The following is a 19,680-nucleotide window of genomic DNA, read 5'->3' on the forward strand; positions in this document are numbered from 1 at the left end:
TTTTCTCTATTTTTATGCATTTTACGTGCATTTATATGCATCTGTATGTATAAATAAAGCCATCCTACTGTTTTTGCATTAAAACAACATATGACTGTCTAATGATTTTTATTGAGTAATTCTATAATCCAGCAGCATCTAGTATCGCTGGTACATTTTCTTCTGCTCCAATTGCCATTATGTGTACCCCATCACATAAGTTTTCTTCTCTTAATTGTCTTATAAATTCGCCAGCAACATTAATTCCTTCTTGAACTCTAGCATCTGACTTTAATTTTTTTACTTCTTTCTCTGTTGCTCCATCTGGTATTTCTACATTATTTGCAGAATTCTTTATTCTTTCTATAACCTCTTCCGGCACATATATTCCAGGAACATTGGCATTCATAAATCTAGCCATTCCAACATTTTTCAAAGGTATTATTCCAGCTAATACTTTGCAATCTAAATGCTTAGTTTTTTCTCTAAATTCTCTCATCGTATCTATATCAAATACAGCTTGAGTTTGGAAGAATTTAGCTCCTGCTTTTATCTTTTTCTCCATCTTAAGTATTTGTACTTCTAAAGGAGCATATCTTGGAGTTACACAAGCTCCTAGATAAAATTCCGGACTACCTTTCAATTCATTCCCAACCATATCAGCTCCACCCATTAGAGTTTCAGCTGTTTGAAGTATTCCTACTGAATCTAAATCATAAACAGGCTTTGCTCCAGGATGATCTCCTACTACTGTATGATCTCCTGTTAAAGCTAGCATGTTCTTAATTTCAAATAATCCAGCTGATAATAATTCTCCTTGTATAGCTATTCTATTTCTATCTCTTCCTGTCATTTGAAGAACAGGCTCAAGACCCTCATCCTTTAAAACCTTACATGTAGCAAGAGATGTTGTTCTCATAACAGCTGATTGAAAATCCGTTACATTTACTCCCTGTACTCTTCCCTTTATCATCCTTGCACACTCTATTAAATGTTTAAAATCAATCCCTTTAGGAGGAGCCATTTCAGCTGTAACACCGAATTCCCCACTTTCTAAAGCCTTTCTTAATAAGCTCATCTCAAATCCCCCTTTTAAACCTTCTAAGCTTCCGCTAATTCTTCTTTTTTCTTTAAGTTTATATGTCTTGGATTTGCACATTTTTTATAGTCTTTAGCTGGTTTTATAGCTGTTAAATTATCAAGCTGATCTAATTCTTTTAATCTCTCATAGATTTTTATCCATGCGCAATCATTTTGTGAATCAACCTCACATTTTCCATCTTTGGCTCCACCACATGCTCCATTTAGTAATCCTTTAGCACACATAGTAACAGGACATATACCTCCCGTCCACCCAAGTTCACATTCACCACAAGCCTTGCAAGATTCAGAGAATTGACCAACTCTTTCAATTTCTCCAATAAACATAGTGTTATTTCCTGGATATACTGGAATTTTAACATTCTTAGCTATAGTTTGAGTTCCATCTCCACAAGCTAAAGAAATTATAGCATCCGATTCTTTTAATTCTGCTTTTAATGATTTTAAATCTTTTTTTACTTTTAATAAATTACATGATGGATCTAAAAGCTTTACCCCTAAAACTTCTTTACCATTTTCTTGTAATATATTTTTCATTTCTTCAATTTCTTCTTCTCCACCGACCTTACATGTTGATGCACATAATGAACATCCTGTAACTATCACCTTTTGAGCATCCTTTATATAATCTAGAACTTCCTCTAAAGGTTTTTTTTCTGAAATTATCATCTCTATTCCCCCCCTTGTTTTATGCGTTATTTTGCATTTTACAAGCTTTAACTATATGTTTAGCAAGTACAGAAGTTGTAACAGATCCAACTCCAGCAGGAACTGGTGTTATCATAGATGCTTTACCCTTAACATCCTCTGTATCAACATCTCCACATAATTTTCCATTTTCATCAACATTTATTCCAACATCTATAACTACTGCGCCTTCTTTTACAAAGTTTGCTTTAACCATTTTAGCTCTTCCAACAGCAGCTACTAATACATCCGCTTCACTTGTAACTTTTTCTAAATCTTTAGTTCTTGAATGACATATAGTAACTGTTGCATTCTCGTTTAATAAAAGCATTGCAGCTGGTTTTCCAACAACCATAGATCTTCCAAGTACAGCTACTTTCTTTCCAGAAAGTTCTACACCATAGTGCTTTAATATTTCTACTACTGCAGTAGGTGTACATGGTGGATATCCTGATTTGTCTCCCTCCATAACCTTTGCCGCATTTACAGGGCTAAAACAATCTATATCTTTTTCAGGAGATATAACATATTTTATTTGTTCTTCATTTAAATGTTTTGGAAGAGGTCTAAAGCATAATATACCGTGAGTCGAATTGTCTTCATTTGCCTTTTTTAATTCATTTATGTAATCTTCTTGAGTTATATCCTCAGAAAGTTCCTTAACTTCTGTCAATATACCTACTGTTTCACATCTTTTAAGTGCCCCACGCTCATATGCTAAGTCGTCTCCTCTCGCACCTACTCTAACTATTGTAAGCTTAGGATTGATTCCTTTAGACTTTAACTCTTCTACTTCTTTTGTTAACTCAGCTGATATTTTATCAGCAACTGGTTTTCCTTTTATAATACTATCCATAACTACTGCATCTGCCATTTAAAATTCCCCTTTCTATTTACAAAGTTCTTGCTCAACTTTTTTGTAAACCTCATCAGCTATCTTAATTCCTTCGCAAACTAATCTATCTGTCTCTTCTTTAACTTTATTTACATACTCTTGATCTTTTATAGAGTTTATATTTATAGCTACATTTAATTTTCCACTTATAATGGCAGCTCTTAAACACTGTACCCCTACTCCTATATCACTTATAGCAAGCATTGAAGTCTTACCAACCAACTCTTCATGGAGTTTTATAGCATCATAGCAAGTTCTTACTATTTCTATAGGAACCGAACATGCTGTTTTCAAAGCTTCTTCCATTACTTTATCTTTTTCTTTTTTCTCTTCTTCTGTGTTAGCTTTTATTCCATATGCCTTTGATAAAGGTAGGAAATTTTCAGCATCTTCATCTACCATCTTTAGTAACTCTTCTTGAATTTTAGTAGCTTTTTCTAATGCTTCTTTAACTACATCTTCATATTCAGCGTATTTTTTCTTTCCTATCGTCAAGTTGCAAACCATGCTTCCAAGAGCCATTCCTATAGCTCCTACCAAAGCTGCTGCCCCTCCACCTCCAGGGACAGCTGCTTTAGAAGCAAGAACTTCAACGAACTCCATAGAGTTTTTCTCTATTAATTTCATATTAGTTCCTCCTATTATTCTTAGAATAATCCTGCTATTGTTCCATTTGCATCTACATCTATTTTCTCTGCTGCTGGAACCTTTGGAAGTCCTGGCATCTTCATTATTTCGCCAGTTAAAGCTACTATAAATCCAGCTCCGGCTGAAACTGTTACTTGTCTTACAGTTATATTAAACCCTGTAGGTCTTCCAAGTTTTGTTTGATCATCAGTTAATGAATACTGAGTTTTTGCCATACATATAGGCATTTCTTTAAAACCAAGTTTTTCAAGATTTTCTATTTCCTTAGTTGCAGCTGGAGTGAAGTCAACATCATCCGCTCCATATATTTTTTGAGCTATAGCTCTTATTTTATCTTTAATCGGCATATCAGATTCGTATGCAAAAGTAAAGTCGTTATCTTCTTCTTCTATTAATCTAAGAACTTCTTTAGCTACTTCAACTCCACCTTCTCCACCTTTTGCCCATACTTCTGATAGAGCAACATTAACACCTAGTTCTTCACATTTTTGTTTAACTAAATTAAGTTCAGCTTCTGTATCAAGTGGGAATCTATTTATAGCGACTACTGCAGGTAATTTATATACCTTAGTAATATTTTCAACATGTTTTAATAAGTTTGGAAGTCCATTTTCTAATGCTTCTAAGTTTTCTTCATTTAAATCATTCTTAGCTACTCCACCATTGTATTTAAGAGCTCTAACAGTCGCAACTATTATAACTGCATCAGGCTTTAAATCAGCCATTCTACATTTAATATCTAAGAATTTTTCAGCTCCAAGGTCAGCTCCAAATCCTGCTTCTGTTATCACATAGTCTGCAAAGTGCATAGCCATCTTAGTAGCTATTACAGAGTTACAACCATGGGCTATATTTGCAAATGGTCCTCCGTGAACGAATGCTGGTGTTCCTTCAAGCGTTTGTACAAGGTTTGGTTTTAGAGCATCTTTTAAAAGTGCTGCCATAGCGCCGTGTGCATTTATATCTCCAGCAGTAACAGGCTCTCCAGCTCTACTATAACCAATTATTATTTTAGACAGCCTTTCTTTTAAATCTGATATATTATTTGCAAGACAAAACGCTGCCATGATTTCAGATGCAACAGTTATATCAAATCCATCTTCTCTTGGCATTCCATTAGCCTTTCCACCAAGTCCATCAACTACAAATCTTAACTGTCTATCATTCATATCAACACATCTTCTCCAAGTTACTCTTCTTGGATCAATATCAAGTTTATTTCCTTGATATATATGGTTATCTATCATAGCTGCAAGTAAGTTGTTTGCAGCACCTATAGCATGGAAGTCTCCAGTAAAATGTAAGTTTATATCTTCCATTGGAACAACTTGTGCATACCCTCCACCAGCTGCTCCACCTTTAACTCCAAATACAGGTCCAAGAGATGGCTCTCTTAGGGCAACCAAAACATTTTTGTCAAGCTTAGCAAGTCCATCTGCAACACCTATAGTTGTAGTTGTTTTTCCTTCTCCAGCTGGTGTTGGATTTATAGCTGTAGTTAATATTAATTTAGATTTTTTGCCAGTTTCTCTCTTTAATAAGTTATAATCGACTTTAGCTTTATATTTTCCATACAACTCAATATCTTCTTCCGTCAAATTAAGCTTTTTAGCAATTTCCCTTATATCTTGAGGCTTAGCTTCTTGAGCTATTTCAATATCAGATTTAAAACTCATTTTAAATTCCCCCTTGTATTTTTTGTTTTATGTACTTTATCTCCTCTCTAGTTTTTTTGCTATTATCATAAGGAGATAAATTTGACCTGTCTGAATTTATTACATCTTCATTATAATATATAAAACCTAAAAATTCTTCTTTTTTAACATTGTCTATTATAAAACATTCGTCTTTTTGATTTCTTATCTTATTTGCAACTACCCAAACTTTGCGAACTCCTAAATCCTCAGCTAACTTCCTTACCTTTCTATAAGTCTGAAGACTTCTTTCTCCTGGTTCAACTACTACTATAAAAGCATCTACTCCTTGAGCTGTTCCTCTTGCTAAATGTTCAATTCCAGCTTCCATATCCATTACAACTACATCTTTATTTTGAAGAATCAAATGAGAAGTAAGTCTTTTTAGTAATACATGTTCTGGGCAAACACACCCAGAGCCACCAGTATCAACAGTTCCCATGCTAAGAACGCCTACTCCATTATACTCCTTACAGTATCTATCAGGTATGTCATCTACTTTTGGATTCATTTTAAACATTTTAGCAAACGATCCAGCTTGTGCACTAGTTCTTTCTTCTACTAAATTTTTCATTTCTGATATGGGTACTATTTCATCTATTAGTTTTTGTGGAAATCCTAATGCCAAAGCTAAATTGGCATCAGGATCTGCATCAACTGATAAAACTCGATAACCTTCGTCTGCATATATTCTAGAGAGCATTGCTGAAAATGTTGTTTTTCCTACTCCACCTTTTCCTGTTACAGCTATTTTCATGTTTTATCACCTTTTTTCAGTTTATTTTTAAGCTTTAGCTAATTCTTCCTTATTCTCGAACATTTCTTCTAAAACCTTACGTTTTTGTTCTATTCTTTCTATTATTTGTCCTGCAGCTTTTACAGGGTCTGGCTCTACAAAGAATTTAGCTCCAACCATATTTTCGAGTTCATTTGTAAGTACTTCTAACACTCTTGGTCCTCCTGTTACAGGTGGTGCTACTCCAAGCCATGTATCTATTCCTGATGAAACAACATAAGTTCCTATAGCTACTGCCTTTTCTGACATCCACTCAGGTGCTGCTCCAACAACTGGTAATTGGGAAATATCAACATTTAAGAATTTAGCAACTTCTCCTACAAGTTCTAGTATACGACTTATATCAACACAAGAACCCATATGAAGTACAGGTGGTATATCTACAAGTTCACAAACAGTTGCAAGACCTTGACCAGCTAACTTTCTAGCATCTTTGCTTAAAAGTCCTGCCTTTGCACAAGCTTGTGCTGCACATCCTGTAACAACAACTATTACATCGTTTTTAATAAGTTCTTTTATAAGACCAACATGTCCGTAATCATGCTTAACCTTAGGATTATTACATCCAACTACTCCAGCAGCTCCTCTTATAACCCCTGATGTTATACAATCAGCAAGAGGCTTAACAGTTCCAGCTGGATCTATGTGAGAGTTTACAACTTTATCTAATTGATTGATTATAGCTTCAACACTATATCCCACAGTTGCATGATTTTTAGTTTTAGGTATAAATACTTTTTTATTGTCTCTATTTGCGAAATTTAGTATAGCTTCTTTAACTATTGATTTTGCTGATTCGAATGCTTTTTCTTCATCAAATTCTAGATGAGTAGCACCCTTAATTCTAGCTTTTGGAGATGTAGTTATGAATTTTGTATGATAACAATCTGTAAGAGATGCTAACGCTGGGAATATACATTGAACATCAACTATTACTGCTTCTACTGCTCCAGTTAATACTGCAAGCTCTTGTTGAGCAAAGTTTCCAGCTATTTTAACTCCATGTCTCATTGTAACCTCATTTGCTGTACAGCACATACCAGCAAGATTTATTCCTTCCGCTCCAACTTCTTTAGCTAAAGATACAAGTTCTGGATCTTCTGCTGCAAGTACTATCATTTCTGATAATGAAGGCTCATGCCCATGAAGTACTATATTTACATAATTTTCTTCTAAAACACCAAGATTTGCTTCTGTTTCTCTCGGTACTGGAGTTCCAAATAATATATCACTAAGTTCTGTTGCTATGTAAGAACCTCCCCATCCATCAGCAAGAGCTGTTCTCATTGAAATATTTAACATACTATCTGCATCAGCAGTACAACCCATATGAGTTGAATGCATAACAGTTACAACTTCTCTATCTATAGCTCTTGGTACTATATTTAAATCTTCCCAAACCTTTCTTCTTTGTTGTGGCAATGATGGAGGTAATTCTAATGTTCCAAAAGGCTTTCCAAACTCATTAAGTGCAAATCCTGCAACTTCATGAGCTATATCATATATATCTCTTTCGTCTGTTTCTATATCCCATCTTTTAGCTAATTTCATTAACTTAGCTTCATCTCTAACCTTATAATTACCATCTTTACTTGACATATGAAGTACATGAGCTATATCTCTACCATGATCTGAATGTGCTGCTGCCCCTGCTGCTACCATTCTTGCAAAGTTTCTTGATACAATAACATCTGCATCTGCTCCACAAAGACCTCTAGGTGTTTTTGGAGTTATTCTACATGGTCCCATTGTACAAATTCTACAGCATATTCCCTTTTCCCCCATAGGACATGGTTTCATATTTTCTTTTCTATCCCAAAGAGTCTCTACTCCATCTGTCTGAGCTTTTTTAATTAGCTCATTAGTGGCATTATCAATTGACAATAATTTTTCATCCATATTTCTTCCCCCTTTTACTGGTAACCTCTTGAAATTTCAAATTTATATAACAACAAAAAGAGTCTTCATGACTTTTTTTTGTTATCTTCAGATAAGTATTCATTATTATTCAAATTTCACGAGTACTAAAATACTATTTCTAAGTCCCAAAACAAATAACGGATTTTATTTAATGGAATTAATAAATCTCTTTAATTTGTTAATTTAAAAACAATTACACTCAAAAAATATATTTTTTCATTACATTGACTTCCATTTATTAACTCAATTATAACATATTTCACTGTCTTTGTTGTATATTTTTACATTTTTTATTGTATATTTTTAATAAATATAAAAACATTATTTTATTTATTTCTTCAATGTATATTTTCGTTTATAATTTTAATTTTCTAATCTATTTTAACGATAAATTTAATGTTATTTTTTTGTCGAATAATTTGAGTATTTTTTATACTTCACTAAAATTTCACATAATGATTATTTTGTATCTATGAAAAAATCATACTTTTTTTATATAGATAATGTATATATATAATTCTTATTACAAATTATATATATACATTATCATTGTATAATATGTATATTATTTATTATTTGCAATTAAAGCGCCTATTGCTATTGAATATAATTTTGATTCATGTGTATCTGCTCTTGATACTAATACAACCGGTGCTTTAGCTCCCATTATTATGCCTGCAGATTTACCATCAGCCATATAAGTCAAGGCCTTACCGATTCCGTTACCAACCTCTATTGTAGGAACTAGCATTATATCCGCATCTCCAGCTACTTCACTATTAAAGTTCTTTATCTTAGCAGCTTCTTTTGATATAGCTAAATCAAACGCAAGAGGCCCCTCAACTATAACACCCTCTCCATATTCCATCTTAGAAAGTTGATCTGCATCAACCGTAGCTACCATTTTATCACTTACTTTTTCTTTTGCAGCAATACAAGCTCCTTTTACCGTTTCAAGTTCTAATGATTTTCCAACTTGTATAGCATTATTCATTATCTTATATTTTTGGTCTAGATTTGGACTAATGTTCATTCCTCCATCAGTAAGAATCAGCAGCTTATGGTAACTCGGAAGTTCATATACCATTACATGACTTAAAAGACTTTCTGTTCTAAGTCCGTATTCTTTATTTAAAACTTCTTTTAAAAGTATAGATGTGTCTATTAGTCCCTTCATGACAAAGTCTGCTTTTTTGCTAGACACAAGCTTTACAGCAATTTCAGCACTTTCTTTTAACTCTTTAGCTTCTATTAGTTCTATCCCTTCTATATTTTCATTTAACTCTTTAACTATTTCTTTTATTTTTTCAGTGTCACCAACTAATATAGGTTCTATAATCCCTTTTTTTCTAGCATCAAATACAGCTTTTAAAACTTCTTCGTCTTGAGCAGATGCAACTGCTAATTTCATAGTTTGTATACTTTTAACTTTGCTTATTACTTGATCTAATTTTTTTATCATTATAACTTAATACCTCCTTACTAATGTCTTTTTTCTATATACTATTTAAGTTCTATACTTCAATCGTTTTCCCTTTTTTATCTATGGTAAAAGCAATTTTTTATCTATGAAATTTTAAATAAAAGTATGTTCCAAATATTAAATTCAACTTAATCTTGCTATATGGTATAATATATTTTTAGTAATAAAGTAAATTTTAATAGGAGTTGATATTTATGGGAAATCATATTGTAGAAGAAGCCAAAAGATGTATGCAGTGTAAAAATCCAAAATGTAAGCAAGGTTGTCCTGTAAATACGTCTATTCCAGAGGTCATACAATTACTTTTAGATAGCGAAATTAAACAAGCTGGAGAAATATTATTTAACAACAATCCTCTTTCTGTTATTTGTTCTCTAGTATGTCCACATGAAAATCAATGTGAAGGTAATTGTATTCTTGGTATCAAAGGAAGTCCTGTTCAAATAAGTTCTATAGAACATTATATTTCTAATTATTATTTAAATAGTTCTTCTATTGACAAAAACAAAAGATTAAATAAAAAAGTGGCTATAATTGGTTCAGGACCTGCCGGTATTACTATAGCATTTATGCTGTCTTTAAAGGGTTATGATGTTACTATATTTGAAGCTCATGATAAGATAGGAGGGGTATTAAGATATGGTATTCCAGAGTTTAGACTTCCTAAAATAATTCTGGACAAACTTAAGGATAAGTTAATTGAACTCGGAGTTAAAATACGTCCAAATACACTAATAGGTCCTGTTATAAACATAGATACTCTTAACAGAGATGGATATGAAGCTATTTTCATAGGTACAGGTGTATGGAACCCTAACACTTTAAATATAAAGGGGGAAAGTCTTGGTCATGTTCATTATGCTATTGATTACTTAAAAAACCCTAGTGTTTATGATTTAGGTGAAAAAGTATGTGTCATAGGGGCCGGCAATGTTGCTATGGATGTTGCTAGAACTGCTATAAGACGCGGTTGTAAAGATGTATACATAATGTATAGAAAAGATATATGCGATATGTCTGCTACTAATTATGAAATAGAATACGCTAAGATAGATGGAGTAAAATTTGAAACTTTTAAAACTCCTATAGAGTTTGTAGATGAGGGTGTTAAGTACATAAGAACTAAGAAAATAGAGGATGAGTCAGGTAACATAACCTTCGTTACAATGGAAGAATCTGAAGATATTTTCAGGGCAGATTCTATTATAGTTGCTGTAAGCCAAGGTCCAAAATCTAATATAGTATCTACTTCAAAAGGTATAAACCTTAACAAGTACGGGCTTGTAATTACAGATTCCTTAGGCAGAACTACTAGAGATGGTGTCTTTGCATCAGGAGACGTTGTTACAGGAGCTAAAACTGTTGTTGAAGCTGTTAATGTATCGAAGAAAGTTGCAATGGCTATAGATGAATATATAATGAAAAAATACGAGAAGTAATTACTTCTCGTATTTCTTATTATATAAGAATTATATGATTTTCGCTTTATGAATAACTTGTTATAAAAAATAAACTTGCAACTATTTTAAGCAACGGAGCCCGTAGGGATCGTTGGCGACATGAGTCAGTGCGTAGCAACTAGACGAATTTTTTTAATTCATTAAGACAAACTAGCGTAACTTCATCATCTGGATTTAAAGTAAACGCCTTTTCTATATAAAATCTAGCTTCATCTAGATTTCCAGTTTCAAGATAGGCCATTCCTAGGTTACACATAACTTCAGGATCTTCTTTTATTTCTAAAGCCTTTTTAAACTCTTCTATTGATTTTTCTAAGTTTCCAGTAGCAGCATAACAAAGCCCTATCTCAACTATAGTATCTATTTGCGTAGGATTAAGAATTAGTATTTTTTCGAAGTATTGTATAGACTCATTTATATTTCCTAATTGCCTATAACCAAGCCCTATAAAAAACAATAAATTCCACCAATCAGGATATTCATCTTTTAATGGAAGTAACTTTTCAATACCTTCCTGTGCATTTCCCTGTAATACCAAATTGTATCCTTCTTCATAATCAACCTTATCTTCAATCTTTTTTAATTCATTTTTTATCTCCATTACTGTATTTTCATCTAATTCGCATTCCAATGCTTGTTCCCAAGTAATCTTAGTTTTTATATACTGTTTTTGATTGTAGTAATGATATCCAAGATGATAATAAGCAAGACCAAAATCAGGCTCTATATCTACTATAGTTTCTAATTTATCTAAAGCTTCAAGAAGAAAATCATTCATCAATTTTTCTTCTTTGTTCTTTTCATGAATTTTTGCTACATCTTGACACACTAAGGCATAATTATAAATACCATTTATATTATCCTTATTTAAAGTTATAAGAGACTTAAAATAAATCAATGCATCTGTAAGCTCTTTTTCATTAGCTTTTTTAACTCCCATATAACCTATATATTCTTCTATTCTATCATCAAATGCATATAAAAATCTTTTATACTCTTCGTTGTATTTAAAGTTTGAATCAACTCCTATTATGTATACCATGCCATTTGCTAAAGATGACAATGTTAATGCTTCTTCTGCACTTTTATCTTTTATCCCTTTAACTAATTCCTCATTAAGTATAGGAACATCTACTCCTCCACTTGGAATAGCATATCCCTTTAGAGGAAGCTTCGCATCCTCTTTTATACTTAAAAAAGCCAAATTTTCAGTTTTAATTAATAAATGTTTTTCTATCTTAAACTTCATAAATATCCCTCCTAAATAACAACCTTATATGAATTACTTTTCTCAAACACCTTTTTATCTAAATCATAAACAAACAATATGGTATTTAATTCTTTATCCAAATTTTCATTTATATTTTCTTTTAGTTTTAATACATCATAACTAAAAGGTTCAAATTGAACATATTTAATTATATTCTTAGCCGGAGTATTTTCAAACTTTGGAATATATTTTATAATATTTCCTTCATTCTTTAAAAATATATGGCACCTATTCTTAAAATCATCTAACTCTATTTTATCAAACATATTAGGTAAAGATGATACCCTGCCAAGAGAAATATAGTCGTATTTAAGTACATCCTTAAATATATCAACATCTTCTTTTATAACATTAATATAGAAATCAAGTAGTATATTGTATAATTGATTCTTTCCCTGTGACATTTTGAAATAATTATTATCTTCCCAATAAGAAGATAAATCTTCAAATAATTTAAAAGCATCTTCACTATAATGCTTCTTTATTATATAATCCATAGAAAGCTTAAAATTATTCGAATTATAGTAAATTTCAAGAATCGCTTCTACATCCTTTATTTTTAATATTTCATCATAGCTCATATACTTATTACCTAACACTTCATAAGGCGTATAGTCTTTAAATATATAATCATGTTTTTTAGAATTATTTCTAATACCAGACCCCTTTAACATCTTCAAAAATCCAAGCTGCAATTGTTCTATATCCAGATTAAATACTGTATTAAATGAATTTCTAAAACTTTCATAATTTTCATACGGAAGACCTGCTATTAAGTCTAAATGCTGATGAATATTTTTAAAACTTGAAACTTTATTGACAACATAAGATAATCTTTCAAAATTCTGTGTTCTTCCTACTTCTTTTAACGTCTTTTCATTCGTAGATTGAACTCCTATTTCAAATTGAAAAAGACCAGGACTACACTTTGATAAAAACTCCAACATATCATCATCTATTAAATGAGCCGTCACCTCAAAGTGAAAGTTTGTAAAGCCATTATCATTTTCCATAATAAATTTCATTATATCAAGTGCATATTCTTTTCTTGCATTAAATGTTCTATCTACAAATTTAACTTGCTTAACATTAGCATCTATCAAGTTTTTAAGTTCTATTTTGACCCTATCTATATCAAAAAATCTAAGGCCTTTTATAGTAGAAGATAAGCAATATTGACAATTAAAAGGACATCCCCTTGATGTTTCGTAATATACGATTCTATTTTCATATTCCTTTTTATCTATATTTTCATAAGGGCTAGGTATTACATTAAGATCATTTATTAACTGTCTTGTTTTATTAACCATTATAAAATCCTTTTTTCTATAAATAAGACCATCTATACATTCAATATCTTTTTTTCCCAGGGAATATTCTATAAATTCTCTAAAAGTCAATTCCCCTTCTCCATATATTATGTAATCTATGCAATCATGTTTTTTCATGAATTCTTCATAATCATAAGAAACTTCTGGTCCTCCAAGTAATATCTTAATATGAGGGCTCACTTTTTTTAAGTTCTTGCAGATTTTTATAGTATCATCTACATTCCATATATATGTAGAAAATACTACTATATCAGACTTTTGATTGTAAATTTCTTTTAATATATAATCCACACTATTGTTTATAGTATACTCAGCAACAGTAATATAAGCCAAATCTTTACAAAAGCTATTTAAATATCTAATAGCTAAATTAGTATGAATAAATTTTGAATTAAGAGTAGTTAAAAGTATTTTCAATATAATCCGCCCTTTCTTAATAATACATCATTATATATTATCATAAAAAAAAAAAAAATTCTATTTGTTAAATAAAGTAAATATATCATTTATATTTGAAATTTATTATCATCTGGTTTAAAATAGAGTTAAGACACAATTGAAAGAAGGTGATACTTTTGTTAGTTCAAAGTCACAATATTATAGCAAACCATATACATTACAATATAAAGAATCACTTAAATATAGATTTGAACCTCAAACTACTATCATACGGAGCTATGAAGCCAGACATAGCCCCTAGACTTGCTGTAAAAAAACACTATAAAGATCAAAGTTTTGATTTTGTTTTAAATGAAATATTAAATTTGATAGATAATGGACTTAGAGAAAACCCTATATCTATAAACAGATTTTCTACAAATTTAGGGGTTATAAGTCATTTTTTATCTGATTTTTTTTGTCTTCCACATCATAATAGAGATTACTATCATGACAAGCTATTTGAACATTTAAAATATGAAAAAGACCTACATAAATATTTCGTTAATTTTGAAGGTCTTAACAAAGTCAAATCCCCTTATATAGAAAACATAGACAAGGAGAATATTAAAAATCTTATAGAAGAACTTCACCATTCCTATACTGAAAATGAAATGGGATTCGAAAACGACGTTATAAGTTCTATAAACATATCAAGTGCGATTGGTATAATAATAACTGAAAATTCGTTAATAGAATCATTTAATAAAATCACAGTTTAATTTAACAAGTCCTATATTATTATGCTTTCACCTTATGTATAATAGTATAGGACTTTATGTAATTCTGTATTCTTTCTTCTTACATTTCACTATTCATCATTATTTTTGCATTTTTTGAAGGTTTTTAAACTATTTTATAGAAAATTAAGTAATAATATTACTTTTAGTTGTGAAAGGAGCTCATTATTATGGAATCATTCGATAAAATATCTATAGATCAAATTTCAAAGAGAGATTTACTTTTAATTGTTAAATCTTTAGAATATACATACGAAAATACTAAAATAGATGATTTTATTAATTTAAGAAACAATATGGTTAAAGAGCTTTGCTTTTTAGCAGAGACAAGTGAAGATGATTTTTTAAAGTTTTTAGAAAAATAGAATTCAAAAATGAAGTTCATTGAAATATTAACTATATTTCAATGAACTTCATTTTTCTCTTAAACTTTAATTAGTCTTCTTAAACTTAAACTCATATTCACCAGATTTTGATCTTATTTTTATATGAAGAATATCTTCTTTAATGCTTTTATCTATAACAGTTACATTATTCAATATAGGGTTATATATAGAATCTCCAACACTTAAATTTATAAATTCTGTTGGATGTGTACTTTGATTATATTCTTTTTTATTTATCTCATATTTTCTAAGCTTTATAATATAATTTCCTAAAGATTTAACAAAGTTTAAATCAGATATATTTAAATCATCAAATTGAAATCCTAGAATACCGAGTATAGAATTTTTAAGGCTTAAAAGACTTTGATTATTTTCATGTGAGTCTTTTACATATAATTGATATATAACTCTAAAAAATCCATCCACAATACTTTCTTCTCTTAATTCTTCTATTTTTTCATCTATGCATTTATCTATTTTTTGAATAAATTTTATCCTGCTTCTTTCAAATTTTATAATATCTTTTTTTTCTTCATTTTCATCAAATGTAAATCCTATTATCTGTTCCTTAATATTTTGAAGTAATTTATTAAATTCAATATCCTTATCTAAGATAAGAGTATGAATTAAAAAATTATAAGATATACCTATAATCATGTATTCATACTTTTTTATATCTTCTTTATTCAATTTGCAATAATAAGATATATTCTTTATTACTTCTGCTTGTGATTTTTCTAAATTTTTATTTGAAAGTATTATAGGAAGTACATAGGTTATATCATATAAATAGTCTTCATTTTTAAGCCCGTAGTACTTGTAAAACACAAGTTCTTCTCTTAACCTGTTATAGTCTACATAGACAGTCTTTGTAGTTTTGTGATCTATCAAAGACTTCGTAATAATTTTAATTAGATCGTTTAAATAATTGTTACCACTACAAAACGAATATATATAAGAATTCATTATCCTATTTTCCATACAAACACTCCTAAATCTTGATTAAGTCGAATATCTTAATAGTTTTCCCAAATTCCAAAAAAAATAGCAGCTGTTAAGCTGCTACATAGGGGGGTAGTAGCATTGATGTGAGTCATTATGCCACTATTCTATATTTTTTATATATTTATTATATAATAATATATTTTTAGATGTAAAGCTTTATTTTTCGACAAATTACATTCTTTCAGGTGCTTCTACCCCAAGTAATGATAATGCATTCTTTATAGTTTGCTTTGTAGCTAAAACAAGAGCAAGTCTTGCTTTTCTAACTTTCTCATCTTCTACTATTATCGCATTATCATGATAAAATTTATTAAATGCTTGTGCTAAATCAACTACATATCTAGCTATTATATGAGGCTCGTTATTTTTGATTACATCTTGTATCGCTTTAGGGAAGTTTCCTATTTCTTTTATAACATTAACACTATCATCATCTGATAATACAGAAAAATCAACATCCATAGTTACTTCTTCATTTGCTTTTCTAAGAACAGAACAAGCTCTAGTATGAGTATATTGAACATATGGTCCTGTTTCTCCCTGAAAATCTAAAGTTCTATCCCAAGAGAATGTATAATCCTTTATTCTATTGTTTGATAGTTCTTGGAATACCACAGCTCCTACTCCTATTTCCTTAGCTACCGTATCTATATTCTCAATATCTATATTTTTCTTTTGATTTTTGATTATTTCCTTAGTTGCATCTACAGCTTTCTTTAAAACGTCTTCTAAGAAAACTACTCTTCCTTTTCTTGTAGACATAGTTCCTTCTTCAAGACTTACCATTCCAAATGGAACATGAACACAATCCTTAGCCCAATCAAATCCCATAAGCTCCACAACCTTCATCCATTGGTTAAAATGAAGTATTTGTTGAGATCCAACAACATATATGTTTTTATAGAAATCATATGTTTCTTTTCTATAAGTTGCAGCTGCTATATCTCTTGTTAAATATAACGTTGATCCATCACTCTTAGTTATAAGCGCTGGAGGCATGTTATAATCCTCAAGATCTACTATATTAGCTCCTTTAGATTCTTTTAATAGCCCTTTTTCATTCATTATATCTATCATTCTAGGCATTTTGTCAGAGTAGAAACTTTCTCCTGCGTATGAATCAAACTCTACCCCTAACATATCGTAAACTCTGTTAAATTCTTCTAAGCTTACTTCTCTAAACCACTTCCATAATTTAACCGCTTCTTCTTCCTCATCTTCAAGCTTTTTGAACCACATTCTAGCTTCTTCGTCTAATGATGCATCTTTTTCAGCTTCATCATGGAATTGAACATATAACTTAAGTAAAGTTTTAATAGGAGCTTGTTTTACTTCTTCCTCATCTCCCCATTTTTTAAACGCAACTATAAGCTTACCAAATTGAGTTCCATAATCTCCTAAGTGATTTATTCTTACAGTATCAAATCCTAGTGTCTTATATACATTGTATAAAGAATTACCTATTACAGTACTTCTAATATGTCCTATATGAAAAGGCTTTGCTATATTAGGAGACGAGAACTCAACTATAACCTTTTTACCTTTTCCTAAATCACTCTTACCATAATCATCTTTTTTCTTTAAAACTTCTGTAACTACTGACTTAGCTAAAGAAGATTTGTCTACGAAAAAGTTTATATAGGCTCCAGCTGTTTCCATTCTTTGTATTAAATCAGTTTTTTCTATCTTTTCGCAAAGTTCATTTGCAATCATATTAGGTGCTTTTTTAAAAGCTTTAGCTAGTTTAAAACATGGAAAAGCATAGTCCCCCATATCTTTATTTGGTGGTATTTCTATTAAAGAAATAATTTCTTCTAAAGTTAAATCTGAAACTTGTGCCGATATAATATCAGCTACCTCTAATTTAAAATCCTTCATTTTATATTCCTCCTATAAAAAAAATTCGTCTAGTCGCTACGCACTGACTCATATCGCCAACGATCCCTACGGGCTTCGTTGCTCAAAAATAGTTGATACTTTAGTACTTTCAGCTATATTATACCCAGCTTGAAAAGCATATAATTTCTTATAGAGTACATACTCTTCATTTGAATATTCATACAATACAAAAAACTCCCATCTCTAAAAAAGAGACGAGAGTTATATCCCGTGTTACCACTCTTATTGATATATAAATTATATATCCACTCATATGTTTTTAACGTAAACGACCCGTATTTTCCTACTAATTTCAGAAAATATTCTCAAGGATGCGTTTCGATAAGACTATGTTGCTAGACTTTCACCAACCACTAGCTCGCTAAAACAATCATCATATCTACTTTTCCTATCATAGAATTTATAATTTCAGTTTTACAATGTATATTAACAGAATTTTTAAATAAAGTCAAGTGATTTTATTTATTTAAATTCACTATTTTAGTTTCATCTATAGATTTTATATCGTTACATCCTGTAAGTATCATGGCTTGCTTTAATTCATTTTTGAAATTACTTATAACTAATTCTACCCCTTCTTGTCTGCCTCCATAAGAACCCCATATAATAGGTCTAGCTGCAAGTACTGCATCTGCTCCAAGAGCTATATATTTTAATATATCAACACCTTGTCTTACAGAACCATCTGCTAGTATAGTTATTTTACCTTTTACTTTTTTAACTATTTCAGGAAGTACCTCTGCAACTCCTAGAGTATGATCTAATACTCTTCCTCCGTGATTAGAAACAACTATAGCAGCAGCCCCTACTTCAACTGCTAACTCAGCTTCATCAGCAGTCATTATACCTTTCAATATAAAAGGCAACTCAGTAGATGATACTAGCTCTTTTAATTCTTCTACTGTTTTTGGTCCAACTGGTTGCCCATGAAGTGCCATAGTTACAAGTCCTGCACCATCTATGTCCACTCCTACCGCTAAAGCACCCGCCTCTTCAGCTTTTCTTATGTTTTCTATTATTTTTTCGTTGTCTCTAGGTTTTATTATAGCTATTCCAACTCCATCAACCTTTTTTATAGAATTCAAACCATCTATAAAGAATTGAGGATTGCCACTATCACCAGTCATAGCAAAAGTTCCAGAATTAACACTTCCAATAACTACATCGTCACTATATTGATCTTCAGTTAAAAATCCTCCCATATTAATAGAACTGCCTGTAACAGGTGCTGTTATTAAAGGTATTTCTATTTTTTTGCCAAATATTTCAGTACTCATATTTGGGTCTTTTACATTATGTATTGTTCTTAAGTTTATTTTTACATTGCTTAAAGTCTCATAGTTTCTCTTAAATGTACTTCCAGTTTTAGTTCCTCCCATCCCAGGAACCTTTCCTGAACATGAAGTTCCATCACATTCTCTACAAAGACCACAGTAGCCTTTCATTCTCTCTCTTGCAAGTTTTTTAACTTCATTCAATTCCATACTATTATTCTCCCCCTTCAAAGTATGTTTCTGATTTTAAATCTATACCGTCCTTTATTAAAAGGGCGGCAGTTATACCATATCCATCTATAATCTTTGATTTAAAACTTCCATCGTATACTTGATTGCTTCCACAAGAAGGACTTTTTTCCTTTAATATAGCTTTTTTTATCTCTAATGTTCTACATATTTTTAAAGTTTCATATGCACCCTTTAAAAATTCTTTAGTTACATCTTGACCTTCTTTATTAATAACCTTAGCCTCACCATCTATTACATCATCAGCACTTCCTCCAACTATTTCAGCTGGAATCCTAGGGGTACAAAGGCCCCCTAGTTGTTCTGGACATACAGGAATTATATTTTTATCCTTTAAGTAATCCATCATCTTATCATTTTTGTTGTTTCCTCCATTATACCTGCAATCAACACCAATCAAACAAGCAGAAACCAAGATCATCCTA

General features: G+C 30.8%; 17 protein-coding genes and 1 other annotated feature. Of the genes, 3 read left to right on the forward strand and 14 right to left on the reverse strand.

The features are described 5' to 3' along the window. Nucleotides 1-121: 121 nt before the first annotated feature. From Tmeso_RS04190 to Tmeso_RS04225, 8 genes are all read right to left on the reverse strand, one after another. Nucleotides 122-1,057 carry a methylenetetrahydrofolate reductase gene (locus tag Tmeso_RS04190; RefSeq protein WP_099188596.1) on the reverse strand — a complete coding sequence of 312 codons (936 nt, stop codon included), beginning with the start codon at nt 1,055-1,057 and terminating at the stop codon, nt 122-124. Between the two features lie 23 nt (nt 1,058-1,080). Then, on the reverse strand, nt 1,081-1,749 hold the full coding sequence (locus tag Tmeso_RS04195; protein ID WP_099188598.1) for a methylenetetrahydrofolate reductase C-terminal domain-containing protein: 669 nt from the start codon (nt 1,747-1,749) through the stop codon (nt 1,081-1,083). 19 nt (nt 1,750-1,768) lie between these two features. Beyond that, entirely contained in the window at nt 1,769-2,623 is an 855-nt protein-coding gene (locus tag Tmeso_RS04200; RefSeq protein ID WP_099188856.1) for a bifunctional 5,10-methylenetetrahydrofolate dehydrogenase/5,10-methenyltetrahydrofolate cyclohydrolase, read from the reverse strand. A 33-nt stretch (nt 2,624-2,656) separates the two neighbouring features. Next, complete coding sequence (locus Tmeso_RS04205; RefSeq protein WP_099188600.1) at nt 2,657-3,289, reverse strand: cyclodeaminase/cyclohydrolase family protein; 633 nt, start codon at nt 3,287-3,289, stop codon at nt 2,657-2,659. A gap of 20 nt (nt 3,290-3,309) precedes the next feature. After that, the gene (locus tag Tmeso_RS04210; RefSeq protein ID WP_099188602.1) at nt 3,310-4,986 is read right to left on the reverse strand and encodes a formate--tetrahydrofolate ligase; all 1,677 of its coding nucleotides are present in this window, start codon (nt 4,984-4,986) and stop codon (nt 3,310-3,312) included. Nucleotide 4,987: 1 nt separating this feature from the next. Next, the gene (locus Tmeso_RS04215) at nt 4,988-5,761 is read right to left on the reverse strand and encodes an ATP-binding protein (RefSeq protein WP_099188604.1); all 774 of its coding nucleotides are present in this window, start codon (nt 5,759-5,761) and stop codon (nt 4,988-4,990) included. Nucleotides 5,762-5,788: 27 nt separating this feature from the next. Then, nucleotides 5,789-7,699 carry an anaerobic carbon-monoxide dehydrogenase catalytic subunit gene (gene cooS / locus Tmeso_RS04220; RefSeq protein WP_099188606.1) on the reverse strand — a complete coding sequence of 637 codons (1,911 nt, stop codon included), beginning with the start codon at nt 7,697-7,699 and terminating at the stop codon, nt 5,789-5,791. A 586-nt stretch (nt 7,700-8,285) separates the two neighbouring features. After that, complete coding sequence (locus tag Tmeso_RS04225; protein ID WP_099188608.1) at nt 8,286-9,182, reverse strand: bifunctional enoyl-CoA hydratase/phosphate acetyltransferase; 897 nt, start codon at nt 9,180-9,182, stop codon at nt 8,286-8,288. A gap of 215 nt (nt 9,183-9,397) precedes the next feature. Here Tmeso_RS04225 and Tmeso_RS04230 point away from each other — a divergent pair, with 215 nt between their 5' ends. After that, entirely contained in the window at nt 9,398-10,642 is a 1,245-nt protein-coding gene (locus Tmeso_RS04230; RefSeq protein WP_099188610.1) for an NAD(P)-dependent oxidoreductase, read from the forward strand. A 139-nt stretch (nt 10,643-10,781) separates the two neighbouring features. On the opposite strand, the gene Tmeso_RS04235 is transcribed toward Tmeso_RS04230, so the two are convergent. Beyond that, nucleotides 10,782-11,912: a tetratricopeptide repeat protein gene (locus Tmeso_RS04235; protein WP_099188612.1), complete on the reverse strand. Its 1,131-nt coding sequence runs from the start codon at nt 11,910-11,912 to the stop codon at nt 10,782-10,784. Nucleotides 11,913-11,923: 11 nt separating this feature from the next. After that, nucleotides 11,924-13,681, reverse strand: coding sequence for a B12-binding domain-containing radical SAM protein (locus Tmeso_RS04240; RefSeq protein ID WP_099188615.1), 1,758 nt, complete (start codon nt 13,679-13,681; stop codon nt 11,924-11,926). A 158-nt stretch (nt 13,682-13,839) separates the two neighbouring features. Here Tmeso_RS04240 and Tmeso_RS04245 point away from each other — a divergent pair, with 158 nt between their 5' ends. Together Tmeso_RS04245 and Tmeso_RS04250 are read left to right on the forward strand one after the other, a co-directional pair. Next, complete coding sequence (locus tag Tmeso_RS04245; RefSeq protein WP_187296220.1) at nt 13,840-14,424, forward strand: zinc dependent phospholipase C family protein; 585 nt, start codon at nt 13,840-13,842, stop codon at nt 14,422-14,424. Between the two features lie 188 nt (nt 14,425-14,612). Beyond that, nucleotides 14,613-14,807, forward strand: a complete 195-nt coding sequence (locus tag Tmeso_RS04250) for a hypothetical protein (protein ID WP_099188619.1) — start codon at nt 14,613-14,615, stop codon at nt 14,805-14,807. Between the two features lie 66 nt (nt 14,808-14,873). On the opposite strand, the gene Tmeso_RS04255 is transcribed toward Tmeso_RS04250, so the two are convergent. The 4 genes from Tmeso_RS04255 to Tmeso_RS04270 all read right to left on the reverse strand — a co-directional run bounded on the left by Tmeso_RS04255 (nt 14,874) and on the right by Tmeso_RS04270 (nt 19,676). Continuing rightward, nucleotides 14,874-15,809: a hypothetical protein gene (locus tag Tmeso_RS04255; RefSeq protein ID WP_099188621.1), complete on the reverse strand. Its 936-nt coding sequence runs from the start codon at nt 15,807-15,809 to the stop codon at nt 14,874-14,876. Nucleotides 15,810-16,004: 195 nt separating this feature from the next. Further along, complete coding sequence (gene argS / locus Tmeso_RS04260; protein ID WP_099188623.1) at nt 16,005-17,711, reverse strand: arginine--tRNA ligase; 1,707 nt, start codon at nt 17,709-17,711, stop codon at nt 16,005-16,007. A 208-nt stretch (nt 17,712-17,919) separates the two neighbouring features. Continuing rightward, nucleotides 17,920-18,136, reverse strand: a binding site (T-box leader). A gap of 54 nt (nt 18,137-18,190) precedes the next feature. Then, entirely contained in the window at nt 18,191-19,216 is a 1,026-nt protein-coding gene (locus tag Tmeso_RS04265) for an alpha-hydroxy-acid oxidizing protein (protein ID WP_099188625.1), read from the reverse strand. A gap of 4 nt (nt 19,217-19,220) precedes the next feature. Next, on the reverse strand, nt 19,221-19,676 hold the full coding sequence (locus Tmeso_RS04270; protein WP_099188627.1) for a DUF523 domain-containing protein: 456 nt from the start codon (nt 19,674-19,676) through the stop codon (nt 19,221-19,223). Nucleotides 19,677-19,680 lie beyond the last annotated feature (4 nt).

The sequence above is a fragment of the Tepidibacter mesophilus genome, from assembly GCF_002724055.1.
GTDB classification, from domain to species: Bacteria; Bacillota; Clostridia; order Peptostreptococcales; family Peptostreptococcaceae; genus Tepidibacter_A; species Tepidibacter_A mesophilus.